General features: G+C 32.1%; 19 protein-coding genes and 1 pseudogene. 7 read left to right on the top strand and 13 right to left on the bottom strand.

The features are described 5' to 3' along the window. Positions 1 to 113: 113 nt before the first annotated feature. The 3 genes from DMA14_RS00340 to DMA14_RS00330 form a co-directional block, all read right to left on the bottom strand. Positions 114 to 983, bottom strand: coding sequence for a hypothetical protein (locus tag DMA14_RS00340; RefSeq protein WP_111422241.1), 870 nt, complete (start codon positions 981 to 983; stop codon positions 114 to 116). Positions 984 to 1,131: 148 nt separating this feature from the next. Beyond that, the gene (locus tag DMA14_RS00335) at positions 1,132 to 1,479 is read right to left on the bottom strand and encodes a hypothetical protein (protein WP_111422239.1); all 348 of its coding nucleotides are present in this window, start codon (positions 1,477 to 1,479) and stop codon (positions 1,132 to 1,134) included. Between the two features lie 187 nt (positions 1,480 to 1,666). Then, positions 1,667 to 3,241: a L,D-transpeptidase family protein gene (locus tag DMA14_RS00330; protein ID WP_111422237.1), complete on the bottom strand. Its 1,575-nt coding sequence runs from the start codon at positions 3,239 to 3,241 to the stop codon at positions 1,667 to 1,669. 296 nt (positions 3,242 to 3,537) lie between these two features. On the opposite strand from DMA14_RS00330, the gene DMA14_RS00325 reads away from it, so the two are divergent. Then, positions 3,538 to 6,978, top strand: a complete 3,441-nt coding sequence (locus tag DMA14_RS00325) for a methylmalonyl-CoA mutase family protein (RefSeq protein WP_111422235.1) — start codon at positions 3,538 to 3,540, stop codon at positions 6,976 to 6,978. Between the two features lie 87 nt (positions 6,979 to 7,065). Here the strand turns inward: DMA14_RS00325 and DMA14_RS23130 are convergent, their stop codons facing one another. The 4 genes from DMA14_RS23130 to DMA14_RS00310 all read right to left on the bottom strand — a co-directional run bounded on the left by DMA14_RS23130 (position 7,066) and on the right by DMA14_RS00310 (position 9,565). Continuing rightward, positions 7,066 to 7,482: a MauE/DoxX family redox-associated membrane protein gene (locus DMA14_RS23130; RefSeq protein WP_111422233.1), complete on the bottom strand. Its 417-nt coding sequence runs from the start codon at positions 7,480 to 7,482 to the stop codon at positions 7,066 to 7,068. Continuing rightward, entirely contained in the window at positions 7,472 to 8,491 is a 1,020-nt protein-coding gene (locus DMA14_RS00315; RefSeq protein WP_111422231.1) for a hypothetical protein, read from the bottom strand. The genes DMA14_RS23130 and DMA14_RS00315 overlap by 11 nt, the downstream gene beginning before the upstream one ends. A gap of 53 nt (positions 8,492 to 8,544) precedes the next feature. Beyond that, positions 8,545 to 8,706, bottom strand: coding sequence for a hypothetical protein (locus DMA14_RS22860; RefSeq protein WP_157957636.1), 162 nt, complete (start codon positions 8,704 to 8,706; stop codon positions 8,545 to 8,547). A 541-nt stretch (positions 8,707 to 9,247) separates the two neighbouring features. Further along, the gene (locus tag DMA14_RS00310) at positions 9,248 to 9,565 is read right to left on the bottom strand and encodes a hypothetical protein (protein WP_111422229.1); all 318 of its coding nucleotides are present in this window, start codon (positions 9,563 to 9,565) and stop codon (positions 9,248 to 9,250) included. 192 nt (positions 9,566 to 9,757) lie between these two features. On the opposite strand from DMA14_RS00310, the gene DMA14_RS00300 reads away from it, so the two are divergent. Both DMA14_RS00300 and DMA14_RS00295 read left to right on the top strand, forming a co-directional pair. Beyond that, on the top strand, positions 9,758 to 10,165 hold the full coding sequence (locus tag DMA14_RS00300; protein WP_111422225.1) for a helix-turn-helix domain-containing protein: 408 nt from the start codon (positions 9,758 to 9,760) through the stop codon (positions 10,163 to 10,165). Between the two features lie 67 nt (positions 10,166 to 10,232). Then, on the top strand, positions 10,233 to 10,853 hold the full coding sequence (locus tag DMA14_RS00295) for a hypothetical protein (protein WP_111422223.1): 621 nt from the start codon (positions 10,233 to 10,235) through the stop codon (positions 10,851 to 10,853). A 32-nt stretch (positions 10,854 to 10,885) separates the two neighbouring features. Here the strand turns inward: DMA14_RS00295 and DMA14_RS00290 are convergent, their stop codons facing one another. Continuing rightward, positions 10,886 to 11,380 carry a GNAT family N-acetyltransferase gene (locus DMA14_RS00290; protein WP_111422222.1) on the bottom strand — a complete coding sequence of 165 codons (495 nt, stop codon included), beginning with the start codon at positions 11,378 to 11,380 and terminating at the stop codon, positions 10,886 to 10,888. Between the two features lie 160 nt (positions 11,381 to 11,540). Then, complete coding sequence (locus DMA14_RS00285; protein WP_111422220.1) at positions 11,541 to 11,927, bottom strand: flagellar motor protein MotB; 387 nt, start codon at positions 11,925 to 11,927, stop codon at positions 11,541 to 11,543. A gap of 311 nt (positions 11,928 to 12,238) precedes the next feature. Between DMA14_RS00285 and DMA14_RS00280 the strand changes: the two genes are divergently transcribed. Beyond that, positions 12,239 to 12,688 (top strand): hypothetical protein, encoded by a 450-nt coding sequence (locus tag DMA14_RS00280; protein ID WP_111422218.1) that lies wholly within the window; start codon positions 12,239 to 12,241, stop codon positions 12,686 to 12,688. Between the two features lie 60 nt (positions 12,689 to 12,748). Here DMA14_RS00280 and DMA14_RS00275 read toward each other — a convergent pair whose 3' ends face one another. The 4 genes from DMA14_RS00275 to DMA14_RS00260 form a co-directional block, all read right to left on the bottom strand. Beyond that, positions 12,749 to 13,135 (bottom strand): secretion protein, encoded by a 387-nt coding sequence (locus tag DMA14_RS00275; RefSeq protein WP_111422216.1) that lies wholly within the window; start codon positions 13,133 to 13,135, stop codon positions 12,749 to 12,751. Positions 13,136 to 13,500: 365 nt separating this feature from the next. Continuing rightward, a complete protein-coding gene (locus DMA14_RS00270; protein WP_111422214.1) occupies positions 13,501 to 13,902 on the bottom strand; it encodes a T9SS type A sorting domain-containing protein in 402 nt (133 codons plus the stop codon). Between the two features lie 671 nt (positions 13,903 to 14,573). Continuing rightward, on the bottom strand, positions 14,574 to 14,978 hold the full coding sequence (locus DMA14_RS00265; RefSeq protein ID WP_111422212.1) for a T9SS type A sorting domain-containing protein: 405 nt from the start codon (positions 14,976 to 14,978) through the stop codon (positions 14,574 to 14,576). Positions 14,979 to 15,572: 594 nt separating this feature from the next. Beyond that, complete coding sequence (locus DMA14_RS00260; protein ID WP_111422210.1) at positions 15,573 to 15,938, bottom strand: secretion protein; 366 nt, start codon at positions 15,936 to 15,938, stop codon at positions 15,573 to 15,575. A gap of 450 nt (positions 15,939 to 16,388) precedes the next feature. Between DMA14_RS00260 and DMA14_RS00255 the strand changes: the two genes are divergently transcribed. The 3 genes and pseudogenes from DMA14_RS00255 to DMA14_RS00245 all read left to right on the top strand — a co-directional run. Then, positions 16,389 to 17,261, top strand: a complete 873-nt coding sequence (locus DMA14_RS00255) for an AraC family transcriptional regulator (RefSeq protein ID WP_111422208.1) — start codon at positions 16,389 to 16,391, stop codon at positions 17,259 to 17,261. A 272-nt stretch (positions 17,262 to 17,533) separates the two neighbouring features. Next, the gene (locus DMA14_RS00250) at positions 17,534 to 18,394 is read left to right on the top strand and encodes an alpha/beta hydrolase (protein WP_111422206.1); all 861 of its coding nucleotides are present in this window, start codon (positions 17,534 to 17,536) and stop codon (positions 18,392 to 18,394) included. Positions 18,395 to 18,954: 560 nt separating this feature from the next. After that, a pseudogene (locus DMA14_RS00245) lies at positions 18,955 to 21,018 on the top strand (immunoglobulin domain-containing protein); the annotation flags it as partial.

Here is a 21,018-nt window from a genome sequence, read left to right as displayed (position 1 = left end):
GTTAATTAGTCAATATTTCTTGAAATTGGATGAGTAATATTATTTTAGAATAAAGAATTTTAAAAAAATCACCTTATCTAATAATAAGATGATTTCTAAAATTTTATAAAGTCTTAGCGATTACTAAAAGCAATTTCTTCTAGTGCAATAGGATCACTGATGGCTTTTGAAACTTCTTGTTTTCTCATGTTGTCATTGTCACCAGTACCAGTACTTAAAATTAATTTTTTAGGAATAATTGGTTTTGTTTCAAAGATTGTAGTATATAATAAAACAGCTTGTAAAAATCCTCCATCATTTAAAAAATGAGGTGTATTTTGGCCATAGCAAAGATTGTCTGTACTGTTTTTTAAGTAGTTGTAGCCATTTTTGCCACTATAAGCATCTTTAACAGCATCACCAATTTTCAATACCCCTGCGTTTTTTATAAAAGCAGTTGCTAAAACTGTATTTTTACGCAATTCTTTATAATAATTATTATAATCCGAATCTGTATAAGGTAATGGAGTCATGTTTTGATACACATAAATTGCTGCATCTGGACTATTTTTGTGTATTTTTTCTGCAATCAGTTTTAGATTTGATCTGTATTTCTCAATATTTCTTAATGCAATTTGCGGAGATTCCTGAAGGATTACATAATCATAATAATTTCCATCTTTATCTATATTAGAAAAATTCTGATTCGCTTCTGTCTTATTAGTATAATAAACTTTATCAAGCGGAACTCCCATTGTTATTAGCTGCTGAACATTTACATTCTTATTATTTGCATTACACAGTTCCTGAAATAAGGTGGGAGCGCTCACAAAATATTCTGTTTGATTATTTCCCACAAATAATACGCGTGGAGGTCCTACTGCTTTTGGAGCTTTTGGTTTGCTAATGCCATCATAAGTTATTGGATTTTTTGATGTAGAATTATTGCATGAAATAATGAGAATTAAGACAATAAAACTAGGAATTAAAGTATATTTTTTCATTGTTGATTTTCTATTAAAAAAGATTTGCAAAGCTCTTGTTAACGCAAAATCATATAAGCCTCATTAAGCTTTTAAAATATCAGTATAAGACAAAAAAAATCACCTTATAAACATAAGATGATTTTTAGGAAAAGATTTTGAAACTATATCAATATGATAGTTTTAATTGTGGCGTGTAAACAGGTCTATTGGTGTCTAAATCTTTTAATATAGTGTCAGTATAATCTTTTCCGCCTTTCATTAAATAAAATAATGATTTAGCGATATAAATTGGGGCAAAAGGGAAAATACGCCAGCTTAGCGAAACATTCAGGAAAAAGTGTTTTAAGGCATATTTTAATGTGCTCTCATTTGGGCGTATAAAATAGATATTAGGTTCCTTAATCCTTTTTACCATTTCAGAAATAATGAAAGGAAACATTATAAATTTTCCTCCCTGTTGAATTAAAACGTTTATTTCAAACATTGTAAGGCCTTCTGTATTATTTGTTTTCATAATAGTTTAGTTTTAAACATTCACAAAAATGGGGCTGAATTGTACTGCAAAATAAAGGAAGATCTAAAAATGGTATTGCCCTTAAAAGATTTAATAATAATACTTTACGACTTTTTTTGTGATTAATAGATGAGAGGATTTATCAAAACAAATTTGATAAATCCTCTCTTAAAATTATTGGCGTAAATTATTGATTTACAATTGCAGTTCCTGAAAGCGTTTCGCCAGTTGGATTGGCATCTTTTTCGTAAACATCTTGAAAGAATCCAACTTCTCCTTTTTCATTTACCAATGAAGTAAAATATGTAATGAAAATGGGTACTTTTTTAGATAGCTTGAAACTGTTCTCTACTTTACCCGCCATAGCCGTGTCAATTTTTGCTTGAGTCCATTCTGGATAATCTTTCAGCATGGCAACAGCAAGTTCTTTTGCCATTTTTACATTAATGCATCCGTGGCTGAAAGTTCTTTTTTCAAAATCGAACAAAGTTTTTGATGGCGTGTCGTGCATATATATATCATCAGAATTTGGAAACATAAATTTTACCAATCCTAAAGAGTTGTCTGGTCCTGGTTTTTGTCTTACTTGACCGTTAACCATTTCCATATTTTTCTCTGCAAGATAATTTGGATCTGCAGCTATTTTAGATCTTAATTCGTTTTGTACAATACTTTGCGGTACTGTCCAATATGGGCTAAAAACAATTCGGTCAATTTCTCCATTAAAAATGGTAGTTTTAGTTAAAGGTGCTCCAACAAACACTGGAGAAGTCAAAACCACTTTTCCGTTTTTTACATAAATCAATTCATAAGAAGGAACATTAACCAAAACATACTCATCACTGGCAGCAATTTTGGCCGAAATCTCACGACATCTTTCCATGTTAAGTTTTAAAGTCGCAACCTTATCTTCAAGCGGAATATTCATTTCGTTAATGTGCTCTTCAGCCAAAATATAATTCGGTTTAAATCCGTTGCGGACTTTGTATTTCATTACAGCATCCATCAATTCACGGTCATAAACATTGCTTTTAGAATCAGTTTTTAGATCTCCTAATAAATACAAACGAGTTCTAACTTGTGCAATAGTGCTTGAAACCGCATCTGGACGCAATTCTTTATAAGGTGATTCTTCTGGAACAATAGGTCTGTATTTGCTTGATTTTTCTAATCTTTTGTATTTTTTAAGAGCATCTTGCAATTTGTAATATTGGTCAAACTCAACTTTTTCATTTGTTGCAACTGCTGTTGTTTCTTGCTCTTCTAATGTGCTGTAGTTTAAGAAATCTTTCAACATATCATTATAAGCCAATTTTTTCTTGTCGGCATTGCTTTTTTTAGTGTACACTATATATAATGAACTCAAAAGCATGTCTGCATCGGTTTGAGAAAGTGTGCTTTTATCTGATGAAGCACTAAACAATTGATCTATTTCTTTTTGATAAGGAATAATTAAATCGTTTGTTTTTTTTGCTTTTTCATACAAAACAGAGCCAAACTCATTGATTTCATCTTCGTCAAACCAAATAGTTCCTAGTGTTCTGGTTTTGTACAACGACATGATATCCGATTTATATTTTTTTAAATCGGAATACCTTTTAAAGAATCCGTTCGAAATTTCGTTTACATCATTTTGACTGCGGTAAACGGTTGAATGATTTGGAGCTTTTTTATATTTAAAATTGTTGTTTTCAATTCTGTTAAAAGAAAATAGAAAAAAACTCAAACTTAAAATTACGGTGAATGAATATAATGTTCTCATTTTTTTTAATTTTTACGTTATTACTTTTCTATGTAAGTTTTTAGGTAAAAATTTGGGGCTTTTCTACACTGCTAAATTACTGCTGAAGAGCTCGAAACATGTTTCCTGATTTTATTTAAATGTTGCGAAATTGCCATGTCTTTAAGCTTTCTTTAACTTATATCAACATGCGTTAAGAATTGTTACCTTTATATTGAAGAAAAAATATTTTCTTATTTATTAACATAATGTTATTTGACTGATCAAATATTAAAATAATTTGTACATTGGTCGCTTAAAATTATCATATTCATAAAATGGAACAACAAATACCATATATTCCTAAAAATAAAGTAAGAATTGTTACTGCTGCTTCGCTTTTTGACGGACATGATGCAGCCATAAATATTATGCGACGCATTATCCAGTCTACAGGTGTTGAGGTAATTCACCTTGGACATGACCGAAGCGTAGAAGAAGTGGTAAATACCGCTATTCAAGAAGATGCCAATGCAATTGCGATGACATCGTACCAAGGCGGACACAACGAATACTTTAAATATATGTATGATTTGCTTCGCGAAAAAGGAGCAGGACATATTAAGATTTTTGGCGGTGGAGGCGGAGTGATTCTTCCAAGTGAAATTTCAGAACTACATGAATATGGTATTACAAGAATTTATTCTCCAGATGATGGGCGTTCTTTAGGACTTCAAGGAATGATTAACGATTTAGTTCAGCGTGCTGATTTTCCTATCGGAGATAAACTGAACGGAGAAGTTGATCATATCGAAAATAAAGTTCCAACGGCAATTGCACGTTTAATTTCGGCAGCAGAAAATTTCCCAGAAATTGCAAAACCTGTTTTTGATAAAATTCACGAAAGCAATACAAGTTCTAAAATTCCAGTTTTGGGAATTACAGGAACAGGAGGAGCAGGAAAATCTTCTTTGGTTGACGAATTGGTTCGTCGTTTTTTAATTGATTTTCCAGAAAAAACAATCGGATTAATTTCTGTCGATCCTTCGAAAAGAAAAACGGGAGGAGCACTTTTAGGAGACAGAATCCGTATGAATGCCATCAATAATCCTCGTGTATATATGCGTTCGCTGGCGACACGTCAATCGAATTTGGCTTTGTCTAAATATGTTGCCGAAGCGATTCAGGTTCTAAAAGCCGCAAAATACGATTTGATTATTCTGGAAACTTCAGGAATTGGCCAATCTGATACCGAAATTATGGATCATTCTGATGTTTCTTTATATGTTATGACACCAGAGTTTGGAGCGGCAACACAATTGGAAAAAATCGACATGCTTGATTTTGCCGATTTAGTAGCATTGAACAAATTTGATAAACGTGGTGCGCTTGATGCTTTGCGCGATGTAAAAAAACAATATCAAAGAAACCATAATCTTTGGGACAAAAGTCCAGACGAAATGCCAGTTTTCGGAACGATTGCTTCGCAGTTTAACGATCCGGGAATGAACACGCTTTATAAAGCGATTATGGATAAAGTGGTTGAAAAAACGGCTTCAGATTTGAAATCGACTTTTGAAATCACTAAAGAAATGAGCGAGAAAATCTTCGTGATTCCGCCACATAGAACGCGTTATTTATCTGAAATTGCAGAGAATAACAGAAGTTATGACGAAACAGCCATTTCGCAGCAAAAAGTAGCTCAGAAATTATACGGAATCTTTAAAACGATTGAATCAGTTTCTGGAAAAGTACCGCAGATTACAAAAGCAGGAATCGACGATTCTACAGTTTTACCAAGCGGAATTGCAGAGCACGACGAAAACAGAATCTTTTTAAATCTTTTGCTAAATCAGTTTGATAAAGTAAAAATGGACTTAGATCCGTACAATTGGGAAATTATCCTGAATTGGGATGAAAAAGTAGCCAAATACAAAAATCCAGTTTACTCGTTTAAAGTTCGTGATAAAGAAATCAAGATTGCAACACATTCTGAAAGTTTATCACATTTACAGATTCCGAAAATTGCTTTGCCTAAATATGAAGGCTGGGGCGATATCTTACGTTGGAATTTACAGGAAAATGTTCCAGGTGAATTTCCTTTTGCTTCGGGATTATATCCGTTTAAGCGTGAAGGCGAAGATCCGTCGAGAATGTTTGCGGGCGAGGGCGGACCAGAAAGAACCAATAAACGTTTTCATTATGTAAGTGCGGGAATGCCTGCAAAACGTCTTTCTACGGCTTTTGACAGCGTAACTTTATACGGAAATGATCCAGATTTGCGTCCTGATATTTACGGAAAAATCGGAAATGCAGGAGTTTCAATCTGCTGTTTAGACGATGCCAAAAAACTATATTCAGGTTTTGATTTGGTTCACGCATTGACTTCGGTAAGTATGACGATTAACGGGCCTGCGCCAATGTTGTTAGGTTTCTTTATGAATGCGGCAATCGATCAGCAATGTGAGATTTACATTAAAGCAAATGATTTAGAAAAAGAAGTTGAAGCCAAAATCAACAAATTATACAAAGAAAAAGGAATCGAAAGACCGAAATACCAAGGCGAACTTCCAGCAGGAAACAACGGTTTGGGATTAATGCTTTTGGGAGTTACGGGAGATCAGGTTTTACCTTTGGAGGTTTATAACGAAATAAAAGTAAAAACGTTAGCTCAAGTTCGTGGAACGGTTCAGGCCGATATTTTAAAAGAAGATCAGGCGCAGAATACTTGTATTTTCTCAACCGAATTTGCTTTACGATTAATGGGAGATGTTCAGGAATATTTTATTACTAAAAACGTTCGTAATTTCTATTCGGTTTCAATTTCAGGATATCATATTGCAGAGGCAGGAGCAAACCCAATTACGCAATTGGCGTTTACGCTTTCAAATGGTTTCACTTACGTGGAATATTATTTGAGCCGCGGAATGAACATCAACGATTTTGGACCAAATTTATCGTTCTTCTTCTCAAACGGAGTAGATCCAGAATATTCGGTTATTGGTCGTGTGGCGCGTAAAATTTGGGCAAAAGCCATGAAAAATAAATACGGAGCCAACGAAAGAGCACAAATGCTGAAATATCATATTCAGACTTCTGGACGTTCGTTACACGCGCAGGAAATTGATTTCAACGATATTAGAACGACTTTACAAGCTTTATACGCGATTTATGATAACTGTAATTCGCTTCACACAAATGCTTACGATGAAGCGATTACAACGCCAACAGAAGAATCTGTGCGTCGTGCAATGGCAATTCAGCTGATTATCAATAAAGAATTAGGTTTAGCGAAAAACGAAAACCCAATTCAAGGTTCGTTCATCATCGAAGAATTAACCGATTTGGTGGAAGCTGCAGTTCTTCAAGAATTTGACAGAATTACAGAAAGAGGCGGAGTTCTAGGCGCAATGGAAACCATGTACCAGCGTTCTAAAATTCAGGAAGAAAGTTTGTATTATGAAACTTTAAAACACAACGGCGATTTCCCAATTGTGGGGGTAAATACGTTCTTAAGTTCAAAAGGTTCGCCAACGGTAATTCCGGCAGAGGTTATTCGTGCAACCGAAGAAGAGAAACAATATCAGATTACGATGTTGGATAACTTGCACAATTTCCACGGAGCAAAAGTAAACGAGCATTTAAATACGTTACAGCAAGCCGCTATTAAAAACGAAAACTTATTCGACCATTTAATGGAAGCTACAAAGGTTTGTTCTTTAGGTCAGATAACTTCGGCGTTGTTTGAAGTTGGTGGGCAGTATAGAAGGAATATGTAAGTTTTTGATTTTAATAGATTTATGAAAAACCTCTCAAGATTTTTGAGAGGTTTTTTTACAACACATTATTCTATACTATTGTATTTATTAGTGTTTACTTTTGTTATCGCTATGTAATATAATTGAAACTAAGCTAATAATAATAAATGTAATATTGATAATTATATGCTCGAAATAGGTCATGTCATTAAAAATACCTCCACATGAACAGCCTTTATAAAAAGAGAAGTTATTTAAAACTATCAGATAAATAGTAAATGTAGTCATCAACAATAATGATATATACAAGCCATGTATATATTTTTTAGAAATCAACAGAAGAATAGTGAAAATTTCTATTGTTGGAACGAAATAGAGCAAAAAATCTATTTGATATTCTTCTATCAAGGTAGATTTCATTAAAGTCTGTCTGAATAGATGTAAATCAATTAATTTATGGAATGCCGTGTAGCCAAAAAGAACTATAAGAAATAATCTTAAAATTTGAAGTATTTTATTTTTCATGTATACTATATATATTAAGATTTTCTTCAAAAAGTATATATACCTTATCTCCATTAATTACAATTGATCTAGGTTTGGAGTTGTTGTAGTCATTAATTTTAAAACTGCCTAGGTACTCATTTTTGTTGACTTCGTAGCTATCAATATAGCATTGATTCATGTTATTCCATTTGGTAGATTGATCTGTTAAAACATAAAAAATATCATCTTGACTCAAGTAGCCACTAAGATTAGGATTCAGATTATTTGGATCTACCATCAACTCTTTTTTATCCTGCGAGTATCTGAAGTTAAAAGCGATTTTATTGAAAATTAAATCAATCTTACCTCTATAATTATAATCATTGTCAAAGACGTATGCTCTATTTATTGAGTAAGGCAACATAACTGAATTTCTTTCATTATCATAATAAACACCATCTAAGGCAATTCCTGTATTATTATATTCAGAAAGATAGTCATCATCGATATCGAGTTTCACTACTGCTTTTGTCTGAAGGTCATACTTTTCAAAAAATATTTTATAATTATTATCCCATCCTGATACGAGCATTTTAGAATTTCTCTTAGATACGCGTGCAAAATTTTTATTGTAAAAAGCAGCACTTTTTAATTTAGATTGTAAATCGTAACTTCTTATGGATTTATCTGCTTTAATTATATATGAGATTTTTCCATTTTCAATATAATAATTATTAATAATAAAACTTTCCAAATTATCAGTCAGATCTATTTCTGGATCAAAATTATTATCGATTAAATCCAGTGAAAATAGTTTGCCTTGATTGTTATCAGTCCAGCTTAAAAAATACAGATGATTGTTTTTAAATTTCATTAAACTTAACTTTTTATCTAATGAAATTGATTTCTCCAATTTTAGAGTATCTTTAAAAACTCTATTTTGATTTAGCGATAATTTACTTTCATCCTTATTTAGAAGATAAAAAATAAAAATGAAAAGAATGGAAAGACCTAGAACTATTGAAATTTTTAATATTTTTGATTTCATAAATTTATTTTTAAATAAAAAAGGCTGTTGATGAAACAGCCTTTGAAAACTTTTTAACCGAAATTTAGATTTGTACTGGAACAGCAAACTCTGTCCCCGCCTCCACAACCTCCGCAATCATCACGTTTATCACTTCCCATAAGAATAATTTGTGCATAACCAGCTGCGGATACGGCCATAATAGCAATAATCGCAAATAAAACAATTTTTTTCATAATGTAAATGCTCCTCTGCACAAGATGTGCTTAAGGCTGTAAGGATTTTTTTTAGTTAATTCCAGCCTGTAAAATCTTATAAAGGTTTATAAATTTTCGCCATTTTATAGCCTAGGTCTTTTTAGAATAGAAATTCTCAACATAAAAAATAGACAGCTATCTATAGCAAGTAAATTCATTTTAAATTTAGGATATTTTTTAAATTTCTATCAAATATAGTTAAATTCTGAATAAATAAAAATAAAAATATTATTTTTTGTAGGTTTTAACGTATTTTTTTTACTAAATAATCTTCTCGCTAACTAGAGAGTCTCCTCGTGCTAACGAAACAATAACATTCCATAAAGTTTGTCATTTCGACGTAAGGAGAAATCTTCGTACGCTGAGCACGCACTGTTGAGGAGCTACTTGCGAAGATTTCTCCTTACGTCGAAATGACAAGATTGTGTAAAAAACTTTGGGACTTAACTCCCGATAACTATCGGGATTGCGAGATTTTTTAGTATTAGAACTTTCCCATTTGCATCTGCAAATAAGAAAATCATTCTCCAACAACCTCCCCAACAAACCCCAAAAACTCCATTTCATCCATAGGAAACAAATGCAGAATCGTTTCCAAAATCAGACTCACATTAATAGCAGAACTATTATCTTTCTTAGAAAAATTCTGCATGTCGTTATCAAGCGCGAGAATGCATAATTTTAGTAAATCGGTAATGAGACAGCCGAGTTCTAAATAATTGACCACTTTAAATTGTGCGATATAAGAATTGGCTTCGTTGGTTGGTTTTAGCGTTGTAAAATACTTAGTGGTTAATTTTTGCAGTTTTTGTAGCTTTTCTGTTTGGTTCGTTTCCATAAGGCGTATATTTTAAATAATTTACAATTTGACTTTTATAAAATTATTATAAGAAAAATTGTACTTTTGTTTAGTTCGGCGAAGGAAGAAATAGATTTTGCTGTACGAAATCATTTTTTACTGTATCGCACGGCAAAAAAATCTGTTTTTTACATTTTACCAATTTTGACACTTTATTATTATCTTTGAATTATGAGCACACTAACAAAACCAAATCATATAGGGCGAAAAATAAGCCGTATTCGTGAACTTCGTGATATGAAACAGGAAGCTTTGGCGCAAGCTTTAGGAACAAATCAGCAGGCGATTTCGGCTATGGAAAATAGCGAAACCATTGATGACGAAAAACTTGTTGAGGTTGCAAAAGCACTTGGTGTAACGGTTGAAGCGATTAAGAATTTTTCAGACGAAGCGGCAATTAATTATTTCAATACTTTTAATGAAAGTCCCAATAATTATTTCGGACTTAATAATTGTACTTTCAATCCGTTAGATAAATTAATGGAATCTGTAGAAGAAAATAAAAAGCTTTACGAGCGTTTGCTTCAAGCAGAAAAAGATAAAATTGAGTATTTAGAAAAATTGCTAAAAGAGAAATAGTAATTGAATAGAAATAAAAAGCATCTGCCACGGCGGGTGCTTTTCTCATTTTAAAACTTTCCAATTATTGAAAATAGTATTAGAAAATAAAGGCATAAAAACAGAGACTTATTATATACCGCCTTTTACTTTGTATGAAGGCGAAATAATCGTTTTGTATTTGTACAACGGAAAACATTTATACGATGCAGAGATTTTTCTCAGCGATATTTTTTGTGGTAAAATCAAGCATGAAAACGTGACCTTGTATAGAAAAATGACCTTTGTTGAGTATTTTAAAAGATCTTACTTCAGGGATACTTTTTTTCCTTTAACGACAGTAAAAAGTTACCTTAGAAGAAATGCAAATGCTAAGAGTCCGTTATCTCAAAAAATATTTGAAGATAAATGGAAATGGATAACGCCTGAAACAAGATTGGAGAAAATTCCAGGCACGCCTAAAAAGCTGTTAACTCTATATGCGGCTCTTTCAAAAAAGAAAGATATTGTATTTGATCTTGGAGCATTGGATGATGAAGGTTATGAGTATTCTTTTAAAGCAATAGAAGGAATTGTGAAACAAGACAACGGTTCGGCTATTTTATTGCATTGTTTTGACAATATCGAAGAATATGCATCTAATATTATTACCCTTGAATGGAATGCTGGTTATCCTCCGGAGGGAAATGAGTTTCAATTCAATTTTTAAACAGAAAGGTGGTCTCTACTTCAACATTGCAGTTAAATAATATCATCCATTTGGCTTATATCGCAACGCATGGTTGTCAATATTGGTTTAAATCCTGCTTTTTTATAAGCGTTGACTGCCGCTTCGTTGTCATGATATACATCTAATCTAACTTCGGTTATTCCTTGAGATAAAATCCATTTTTTAAGATGTTTAATTAAAAGATTATTAAAACCTCTACCTCTAAATTCAGGATCTACAAACATAAAACCTAGATACCCGAAAAATTCATGTTTTTGATAGGGTTTAGCTTGTCGAATTTGAGCATACCCGCAACCAATAATTTGATTGTTAAAGTCTATAACCAAAAGTTCTGACTTGGGGTCAGAAATAAATTCTTCTATGCTATAATAAAAAATTTCTCCTTCTTTTAATGTTACGTCAAAAGGCCTTTCTGCACGAACTAAATGTTGCAGAAATTCGGCAAGTTTTGGTAAATCTGTTTTTACAGCTTGCCTGATCAATATATCTTTTGTGTTTTCATTCATATCTCAAATATATTTAAAATAAATTTCCCTTGCTCGTGAAACATAAAGTTTAACCTCTTCAGTTTGGTATTTCGACCGAAGGAAGAAATTACAAGATTGTGTTTTAAATAGAAAAACCTCCCATTTCCTGAGAGGTTTTTTATATCAATTTAAGTTCTTATTAAACTTTACTTTTTATTGTTGTTTTGGGTTTACGCTTTAGTTTTTCGATAATAGCGTCGGCTTTTGCATTTTCACAAATAAAACGTAGCGATTCTGCATAGCGGTAATAATATACAGGTTCTAAATCTGAGGTAAGGGAAAATAGTTTGGAGTACCATTCGGCCGCTTTTTCGAGTTCGCAGTTTGAATACGATGAATTTCCAAGTTTTTGAAACAAGTCTACAGATTTGTAGCCTTTTGCGGCAACCTTCTCGTAAGTTTTTATAACGTCGACATAAGCGTACTTTTCGCCGACTTTCTCGGTTCTATAATAAGTTTCATTTTGCGCAGCTGCACGAAATGAAAATACGATTAACAGTACTAAAATAGCTAGTTTTCTCTGCATAGGTTTTTAGTTTTGGTTGTGGTATTTAATCGTATTCATTAATTGTTTTTGAAAATCTTAAAACTGCAAAAAGCAGTTAAAAACAATTATAAACTTCAGTTATTTATTTTTATTGTATGCTTAATGTAATTTTGTGTACAAATATATGTAAATCAGTAATATGAAGTAAGTTTAAACGATGTTTTGTAAATAAAACCTGTTATATTACATTTTTAAAAGCAATTGATTTTAAATGTTTTGCAGAAATTGGCAGATAATGATTTACAGCTTCATTATTATATAATAACTTTATATAAGTAAAAAATATCAAAATGACGATAGAAGAATATCTGAATAGAATAGAGGCTTTGCAGAATGAGAAAAGCGAAATAGCATATCGAAATGATTCAGATTTGGAATTTTATATTCGACAAATAAAAGAAATCAATACTGAGCCATCTTTTTCTTTTGATGTCTTATTTCAAAAAGCAACTTCGGAAATAATAGTTGTAAATAATAATGCTATAAAAATCTTTGCAGATCACGTAGGTTTACTCTTTTTAGAAGAAAAAGAATCTGGAAATGTATGTTTTGCCAACAGTGAAGAAGTGCGTCCAGAATACCGACAGAGTTTCAAACTGATAGATTTCTTAGATTACATTTATGCTTTTATGCATTCTTCTGTCTATAAAGAATCGAAAATAATAATGATTTCATCAGAGACCACGCTTTTTTGGAAGCTGGTAAAAATAGGCTCAGACTTTAGAAAAGAAAAAAATTAAAAAACATAAAAAAAGCAGCTCCTGGTACGAGCTGCTTTTCTAATTTTTAGGGGGCAAAAATTAACGACGGAAAGATGGACTCTGGTTTACAGATTGGTCTAACTTTACAGTCTTTACTTTTTTCGCAGCAACTTTAATTTCGTGTTTCGCAACTTTGTCGTTTGCTTTCACTTCAAGAACATAAGTTCCAGCAGGAAAACTTTCTAAACTAATTGTTTTTGAAACTTCTAATTTGTCTGCTGCAGATTCTCCCGCATAAAGTAAGTTGTGATTCTCGTCATAGATAGAGAAAGATGCATTTTCTACAGTGTCTAAAGTAAAGCTAACTACTTTTCCGTTTCCTGTTTTGATATTTAAAATGTAATCACCTTTTCCATCAATGGCATAGGTAAACACAGTCGCTAAAAAAAAGCCAGCAACTAAACCAGCTTTGGTAAATCTTGTCATGTTTTTTTTAAATTGTTAATTACTAAATGTGGAACGCGTAAAACTACAAATACAAATTTAATTTTTAGCAATAAAATGGCGTTTTTAAATGCTTAAGTTGTTGAATTGTAATTATTTCTGCATTTTGTTTGAACTATGTACGTAATTACTGGGCTTTTGGATTGTTTTTTAGAAAACAATTTTTAACACTTAAAAATCAAATAGTTGAATTAATAAGAATAATTTTCAGAAAATCTATTGTTTTATGATTTTGCTTTTATACTTAAACAAAAAAAACAGCTCTATAACCACAAAGAGCTGTTTCTTAAAACGTAATTTTTAAATTTTCTAACCTTGATTTTATACCTTTTTTTGGGAATAAATTCTTAGCGTGCAGCAACACTTGAATTCTTAGCAAAACCTGATTTGTACACTAATGAAACCGCATTTTTTGATAAAGATGCATTATCATTAATTGTAATTTCATATTTTGCTCTTTTTGTACTGTCTTCTACTTCTAAGAAATAAGTTCCTTCAGGAAATTCTTCTAGACTGAAAGTTCTTAAAATTCCATCTTTTCCAGATGCGCTTTCAGAATAAATTAAAGTTCCATCATTGTCATAAATAGCTAAATTGGCTTTCTGTACTTTATTAAGTGCGAAAGTGATCAGTTTTCCATTAGCTTTTAATACATGAAGATTAAATTCTCCATTTCCATCAATTGCGTAAGTGCTTATTCCTGTGAAAAGCAACGCTGCTACTAAACTCAATTTTGCAATCTTTTTCATGGTACTTAGGTTTTAAATTATTAGTTCTAATTCTCTGATGCTAAATTACTTATATGATACATGAAAAAGAGCAACTGTATTTTCTTATTTATATGCTATATTCTCATTTACGAAACCGTTATAGGTTAAAACATGAATTATTTTTAACGTTTTTGTTAATTCAGTTATTATTTTTCAATGTTTTCTTGATTTTGAATTTACATTGGATTAAGGATTTCTATACAAAAAGCTGAATGGATTTAACCGCAAAGTGTGCTAAGATTTACGCAAAGCACGCTAAGGAAGTTTTTAAAAGGTGCTAAGATTCTGAGGTACTAAGTTTTATTTGGATTGTGTATTGTAACGCAAAGGGCGCAGAGGTCACGCAAAGTTTGTAAAGGTTTTTTTGAGTAAATTTTATAGAATAAAAAAGTCCACAAAGCTTTATCCTAATATAGCTTTGCGAACTTTGTATTTTATACATCGCCTTGGAAAAAAAACTTTGTGAACTTTGCGTAAATCTTTGTGAACTTTGCGGTAAAAAAAATGTGGTAAAATTTTATAACTCAAAAAGTAAAGAGCAAAAAAAAACAGCTCAATAACCACAAAGAGCTGTTTTTAAAACTTTTGAAAGTTTTTAAACTTACTAACTATCTAACCTCACTTTATACTTTATGAAAGCATAAACTTTTTTAGCGTGTTGCCACACTTGTATTTTTAGCAAAACCTGCTTTGTAAACTGAAGAAACAGCGTTTTTAGATAAAACAGTTGAATCGTCAGTAATAGTGATTTCGTATTTTGCTTTTTTTGCATCGTTTTCTACTTCTAAGAAGTAAGTTCCTTCTGGAAATTCTTCTAGACTAAAAGTTCTTAAAATTCCATCTTTACCTGAAGCAGTTTCAGAATAAATTAGAGATCCATCTTTGTCATAAATTGCTAAGTTGGCTTTTTGTGTTTGGTTAAGACCAAATGTGATCATTTTGCCATTAGCTTTAATAACATGCAGGCTAAAATCTGCTGTTCCATCAATTGCATATGTGCTAATTCCTGTGAAAAGCAACACTGCTACTAAACTCAATCTAATAATCTTTTTCATGGTATTTAGTTTTTAAATTAATAGTTCTAATTCTCTGATGCTAAATTACTTTAGTTGTAAGTAAAAAATCAATACTATATTTGCTGATTTCGATGCTATATTCTCATTTACGAAACCGTTATATGTTAAAATTTGAATTATTTTTATCGTTTTTGCTAAAATGCCTATTATTTTTCAACGTTTTTAATGGTTTTTAATTTACAATAGGATAACGATTTCTTTAAAAAATGTAGGAATTTTTTAAAGATGCTGATGTGCTTCGGTTCTAAGCTTTTATTTGGACAGTGTATTGTAACGCAAAGCACGCAGAGGACACGCAAAGTTCACAAAGGTTATTTTGAGTAAATTTTATAGAGTAAAAAAGTTCGCAGAGCTTTGTCAAAAAAACTTTGCGAACTTTGCGTGTCCTCTGTGCTAAAACCTTCGCAACCGAAAGTATAAAGCAAAAAAAAACAGCTCAGTAACCACAAAGAGCTGTTTTTAAAACTTTTGAAAGTTTTTAACTTACTAACTATCTAACCTCACTTTTTATACTGTATTAGAGTATAAAGTTTTAAGTGCCGTGAAGAATTGCACTTAACCTTAATATTTTTCTTAGTTAAGAGAAACAGTTCCTTTTGAAGACAAAACAGAACTATTAGCATTAACAGTGATATCGTATTTTACTTTTTTGAAGCTATCAGCAACTTCTAAAATATATTTTCCTTGTGGAAATTCCTCTAAACTGAAAGTTCTTAAGATTCCGTCTTTACCAGAAGCATTTTCAGTATAGATTAAATTGTTATTTGTATCATATATACTAATAACTGCTTTTTGTAATTGATTAATTCCAAAAGCAATTACCTTGCCATTTCCTTTTAACACGTGAAGATTTAACGTTTCATTGCCATCAATTGCATAAGTACTCATTCCTGTTAGAAGTACTGCACATACTAAACTTAATTTCATAATCTTTTTCATATTCTATAGTATTAAATTTTTTTTGTTCATTTCTCTGATGCAAAGTTATAGCAGCATGTGTGGTATTTTAACATCTATATTTTCCAATTTATATGCTATATTCTCATTTACGAAACCGTTATATGTTAAAATTTGACTTTAATGTTGTGTTTTTGTTAATTTGATTGTTTTTATTCAAAGTTTTTAAAAAACGCACTACTTCTTAAAATTTCTATTTTTCTTACAATTTTTAGCATATTTATATAAAATCAGGTTTTAAATAAGATAAATAGAAAAAAAGTGAGGAAAAAAAATAAGACTCTAAAAAAAAGCTGATTTTGATATAAATTTTTCAGTGTTAAGAACGTTATTTTAATGTAAAATTCGCATTTACGAAACCGTTATAGGTTAAAATTTAAATTATTTTAGGTGATTTTGTTAAATTTGCTATTATTTTTTAAAGAAATTATCATGAAGACTATTGCCCCAGCTCTAGAAGTGATAACTAACTCATACGGAAGTTCTTTTACCTACACTAAACACGCCGAAAAGACCAATAGCAAAGCTCATTTATGGCACTATCATCCAGAAATTGAGTTGGTTTATATAAATGGCGGGGCTGGAAAAAGACAAATAGGAAGCCATGTTTCTTATTATACCAATGGTAGTTTACTTTTAATAGGAGCTAATTTACCGCATTGCGGTTTCACAAATGAACAAACAGGAAATACAAATGAAACTGTTATTCATATAAAACCTGAATTTTTAGGAAGCGATTTTTTTGTTGCTCCAGAAATGAAAAAGGTTCAGAATATACTAAAACAAGCTAAAGGCGGAATCGCTTTTGGTGGTGAAACGAAAAAGCGTATCGGAAAGAAAATTGAAATGATGGAAAACGAACCGCCATTTCAGAGACTAATGACGCTGTTGAGTGTTTTAGACGAACTGGAATCGGCAGAGGAATATACCATTTTAAATGCTGATGGATTTTCGATGGAATTGCAGACTCAGGATAATGACCGTATGAATGTGGTTTTCAATTTTGTGAAAGATCATTTTCAGGAATCTATATCGATAGACGAGGTTTCAAGTTTAGTAAGTATGACCACGCCATCTTTTTGTCGTTATTTTAAGAAGATATCCAATAAAACATTTACGGAGTTTGTAAATGAATATCGTTTAGTACATGCTTCAAAACTTTTGGCAGAACAGCCTATGAGTATTAATGAGGTTTGTTATGAGAGCGGTTTCAATAATTTCAGCCACTTTAGTAAATCGTTTAAACAGTATACAGGTAAAAGTGCTTCGCAATATCGACACGAACATAAGATTATTATTAGTTAATGTTTTATGCCACAGATTGAAATGATTTATTCGCTACGAATTAGACGAATTAAATTTTATAATAGAAAAAGAAAAAAATCCGATCGGTTTAAAGCTGGTCGGATTTTTTTTATTCTTTTCCTTTTAGTTGCTAATTTTTTATAAGAGAGTAAATTAAATAAATTAGTGGAAATTAGTGTAATTCGTGGCATCAAAAACCAGTCGGATTTTTCATATATTTTATTCTGAAAAAAGTTATATTTACAAACCCTAATCAGAAAAAAAATATCAAAATGAAGAAATTTAAAATGCTATTGTCTGCATTTTTGCTTTGTCTTACCACCATGACATACGCTGCAAAAGTAGACACACTTCAAGTTGCAAGTAACGCAATGGGAAAAACTTATAAAGCTGCGGTAGTTTTACCAAATTCTTATGCAAAAAGCAAAACCGCTTTTCCGGTAATGTACCTTCTGCATGGCGCATACGGACATTTTAGTGATTGGCTTAAAAATACTCCAAACAAAAAACTGGTTCACAATCTAGCAGACCAATATAATATGATTATTGTAATGCCAGAAGGAGAGACGTTTAGTTTTTATATTGATAGTCCTGTAAATAAAGAAAGTCAGTTTGAAACTTTTATTACGCAAGAAGTTATTCAGAAAGTAGATAAAACCTATAAAACTATTGCAAATAAAAACGGAAGAGTAATCACGGGACTTTCTATGGGCGGTCACGGAGCATTGTACTTATCGGCCAGACACCCAGAATTATTTTGCGCGGCAGGAAGTATGAGCGGTGCTGTAGATATGAGTACGATGCTTAATAGAGATTCGTCTGCTCAAATTGTAAAATTGATGCAGCCTGTCTTTGGCGATAAAAGCGGAAATACAGAGTTATACGAACAAAATTCTGTTTTAAGAATGGCTGATAAAATAAAAGCGAACAAATTGCCTCTAATAATAGATTGTGGTGTAGACGATTTTTTGATTGAGCCAAATAGAGAACTGCACAGAAGATTGGTTTACAATAAAGTTGACCACGATTATACAGAACGTCCAGGGGCTCATACTTGGGACTATTGGGAAAATTCCCTTCCATATCACGCGTTATTTTTTAACAAAATATTGCTTAAAACCAAAACAAAGTAATTGAGAAATTAATATTTTTTAATTCGTACATATATTATTGTTTTATTTTGAAGCTATATTTTTTGAGAAATTGATAAAAAAGACCTTTTGTTTTTGAAAATGAAAGGTCTTTTTTTTGTTTGTTCAAATCGTTGCGTACTACTTTTCTTTCTAATAGTATTCCGTTCATCGATTATTTTTGAATGATATCGATTTTACTTCTTTTTAATCAAGAGCAGTTATGTTATTAACTAATTTTAACAAATGTTTTTCCCCCCTGATCGATAATGTCAGATTTATTTCTGAGGGTCAAGTCTTTTTAATAAGAGTTTTTTAGATTTTGTGCTTCATAACTTTTGAAGATGGTTTATTATTTACATGTAATTGCCAAATCTGCAAACTATCTGGTTTTTTGCTAATGTAATGGTATTCTAAATACTATTATTATGAAAAAAACTATTCTTTATCACATGAAGATTATACATGAATTGTGTAAAATCTTTCGTTGTTTCTTTATTAATTTGGTTTTCCCAAATTTTAGTTTGGTGAAAATTATAGTGCACAAAAAGTACCAGTTTTTTTTGATGGTACTTTTTATGCTATTTGCTTTTCAACCTTATTTGCATTCACAAGCTATATCTGGAGCGGCTGTACAAGCTAATTTTGGTATTGATGCTGATGTTTATGCAAACAAAGAACAATTTTTAGTTCCCCCAACAGTTTCGGGTATTTATGATGACTGGTTTTTTAGCTCTGCTTTTGCTAATGGAACCGGTCAAAATGTTATCGATCAGACTAATGCGGCGGGACTGAAAACATCAATCCAAGCTAATAATAATTTTACATTCGAAAAAAGAATGTCAAAACCCAAAAATACCATGGTTGGTAATTATTTGTGGATTGATGCTGTTTACGGGCGTGATGGAAATTCAACGCAAAGTAACAACGATTCTAATACTTTTTCTGGAAATTCTAACAAGAATGGTGATAATCCGGCTACTTGGGCTTTAGGTGCAGGTAGTATACCTCAAAAGGATGATATAGTTGATGTTTACGGCTATTTAAGAAGAGATTTGTCTCCAGCCGCATTAGCAATTAATCCTAATGGAGTTTTATGGGGGTATGGAGGAGCATCTAAAATTTCTTCCGATGGGAATTCACATTTTGATTTTGAATTTTTTAGAACAGAAGTAACTTTTAACGGTAGTGCATTAGTTGGTACTGGTAGTCAAGCAGGGCATACAGCATGGACTTTTGATGCAACCGGAAAAATACTTGTCCCTGGTGATGTACTTGTCGCCATTGATTTTGAAAATGGTGGTACAAAACCACTTGGCAGTGTGAGAGTTTGGATGTCTAGTGCTGATGTCGCTAGTTTTAACTCAAAACCTGACAGACCATTTGATCTTACTGGTGTTTTTGACCAAGGCAATGGCGCGCCTCCTTACGGATACGCTGAAATAAAAGCAAAAGGAGGAGGTATACTTACAAATGTTTTTGCAGTTGTTAATGTATCGGCTGCTACATTAGGGCCACCTTGGGGAACTTTAGAAGGTTCACAAGCCAATTTTCAAGATAATTATAAAGCCTTGCAGTTTACAGAGTTTGGACTTAATTTGACAGCTTTAGGACTTGATAGCCGAAATGTTAATCAAAGTCCTTGTTCAAATTTATTAGGTAGTCTGATAGTAAAAACGAGATCATCATCTTCATTTACTGCAGAGTTAAAAGATTTTTCGGGACCTTATTTATTCGGAAATATTACGGATGTAGCCGTAGTAGGTAATGTTAGCAATACATTAACCTGTAATAACACAACAGCTACTTTAACGGCGACACCAACTCCAGCAAATGCTACTATAAAATGGTATGGACCTTCACCTGATGGTATAGCCGATGGACCTTTTATACCAGGAAATGCACCAGTTGTATCTGTTAAGGGAGTTTATACAGTATATGCTTATACAAGTTTAGAAGGCTGTTTTGCTAAAAAAACGGTTACAGTTCTTGAAAATAAGGAACTGCCAAATGTTAATGCAGGAGGTGATAAAGCCTTAACTTGTTTGATAACGTCAATAAAATTGTCAGGCTCATCAAGTACGCCTAGTGCTACCTATTTATGGAGTACATTGGACGGAAACATTGTTTCAGGCGGTACAACTCTGACACCAACAGTAGATAAGGCTGGAACTTATACATTAACAGTCACTGATCCTGTAAACGGATGTAAAAAATCAGATGATGTACTTGTAACAAATACTCCGCCAACACCTATTAATATAACTTGTCCTGGAGATAATATAAAAAGTTCTTGTTTTTATGCCGATCAGGCGGCAGTTAATGCTGCTTTTGATATCTTTAAGCAAGGCTTTACAGCTTCAGGAGGTAACGGAACTTTGACAATTACAGGCTTAGAAAATTTGACTCCTCCAGCTTTATGTGGAGGAACTGTAACTGTAAATTACAATGTCACAGATTCGTGCGGATTACAGAAATCATGTTCTGCTACTTTCACCATCACGGCTCCAGCAGCAGTGGTTCCTGAAGCTCCGACAGCAGTCAACGCCTCAGCCTGCGCGTATGCCGACCAGGCCGCATTGGATGCCGCTTTCGAGACCTTCAAACAGGGCTTTAAAGTTAGCGGA

It is taken from the genome of Flavobacterium sharifuzzamanii, from assembly GCF_003254585.1.
GTDB lineage: Bacteria > Bacteroidota > Bacteroidia > Flavobacteriales > Flavobacteriaceae > Flavobacterium > Flavobacterium sharifuzzamanii.
Note: the sequence above shows the minus strand (reverse complement) of the source record. Positions and strands in the feature narration are given on the sequence as shown.

What these genes read in the sequence shown, in the direction of transcription:
- DMA14_RS00315 (WP_111422231.1), bottom strand. Translation starts at nt 8,491, where the DNA reads ATGAAATCAAAAATATTAAAAATTTCAATAGTTCTAGGTCTTTCCATT.
- DMA14_RS00265 (WP_111422212.1), bottom strand. Translation starts at nt 14,978, where the DNA reads ATGAAAAAGATTATTAGATTGAGTTTAGTAGCAGTGTTGCTTTTCACA.
- DMA14_RS00310 (WP_111422229.1), bottom strand. Translation starts at nt 9,565, where the DNA reads ATGGAAACGAACCAAACAGAAAAGCTACAAAAACTGCAAAAATTAACC.
- DMA14_RS23130 (WP_111422233.1), bottom strand. Translation starts at nt 7,482, where the DNA reads ATGAAAAATAAAATACTTCAAATTTTAAGATTATTTCTTATAGTTCTT.
- DMA14_RS00330 (WP_111422237.1), bottom strand. Translation starts at nt 3,241, where the DNA reads ATGAGAACATTATATTCATTCACCGTAATTTTAAGTTTGAGTTTTTTT.
- DMA14_RS00250 (WP_111422206.1), top strand. Translation starts at nt 17,534, where the DNA reads ATGAAGAAATTTAAAATGCTATTGTCTGCATTTTTGCTTTGTCTTACC.
- DMA14_RS00300 (WP_111422225.1), top strand. Translation starts at nt 9,758, where the DNA reads ATGAGCACACTAACAAAACCAAATCATATAGGGCGAAAAATAAGCCGT.
- DMA14_RS00335 (WP_111422239.1), bottom strand. Translation starts at nt 1,479, where the DNA reads ATGAAAACAAATAATACAGAAGGCCTTACAATGTTTGAAATAAACGTT.
- DMA14_RS00325 (WP_111422235.1), top strand. Translation starts at nt 3,538, where the DNA reads ATGGAACAACAAATACCATATATTCCTAAAAATAAAGTAAGAATTGTT.
- DMA14_RS00270 (WP_111422214.1), bottom strand. Translation starts at nt 13,902, where the DNA reads ATGAAAAAGATTGCAAAATTGAGTTTAGTAGCAGCGTTGCTTTTCACA.
- DMA14_RS22860 (WP_157957636.1), bottom strand. Translation starts at nt 8,706, where the DNA reads ATGAAAAAAATTGTTTTATTTGCGATTATTGCTATTATGGCCGTATCC.
- DMA14_RS00255 (WP_111422208.1), top strand. Translation starts at nt 16,389, where the DNA reads ATGAAGACTATTGCCCCAGCTCTAGAAGTGATAACTAACTCATACGGA.
- DMA14_RS00340 (WP_111422241.1), bottom strand. Translation starts at nt 983, where the DNA reads ATGAAAAAATATACTTTAATTCCTAGTTTTATTGTCTTAATTCTCATT.
- DMA14_RS00280 (WP_111422218.1), top strand. Translation starts at nt 12,239, where the DNA reads ATGACGATAGAAGAATATCTGAATAGAATAGAGGCTTTGCAGAATGAG.
- DMA14_RS00285 (WP_111422220.1), bottom strand. Translation starts at nt 11,927, where the DNA reads ATGCAGAGAAAACTAGCTATTTTAGTACTGTTAATCGTATTTTCATTT.
- DMA14_RS00260 (WP_111422210.1), bottom strand. Translation starts at nt 15,938, where the DNA reads ATGAAAAAGATTATGAAATTAAGTTTAGTATGTGCAGTACTTCTAACA.
- DMA14_RS00290 (WP_111422222.1), bottom strand. Translation starts at nt 11,380, where the DNA reads ATGAATGAAAACACAAAAGATATATTGATCAGGCAAGCTGTAAAAACA.
- DMA14_RS00275 (WP_111422216.1), bottom strand. Translation starts at nt 13,135, where the DNA reads ATGACAAGATTTACCAAAGCTGGTTTAGTTGCTGGCTTTTTTTTAGCG.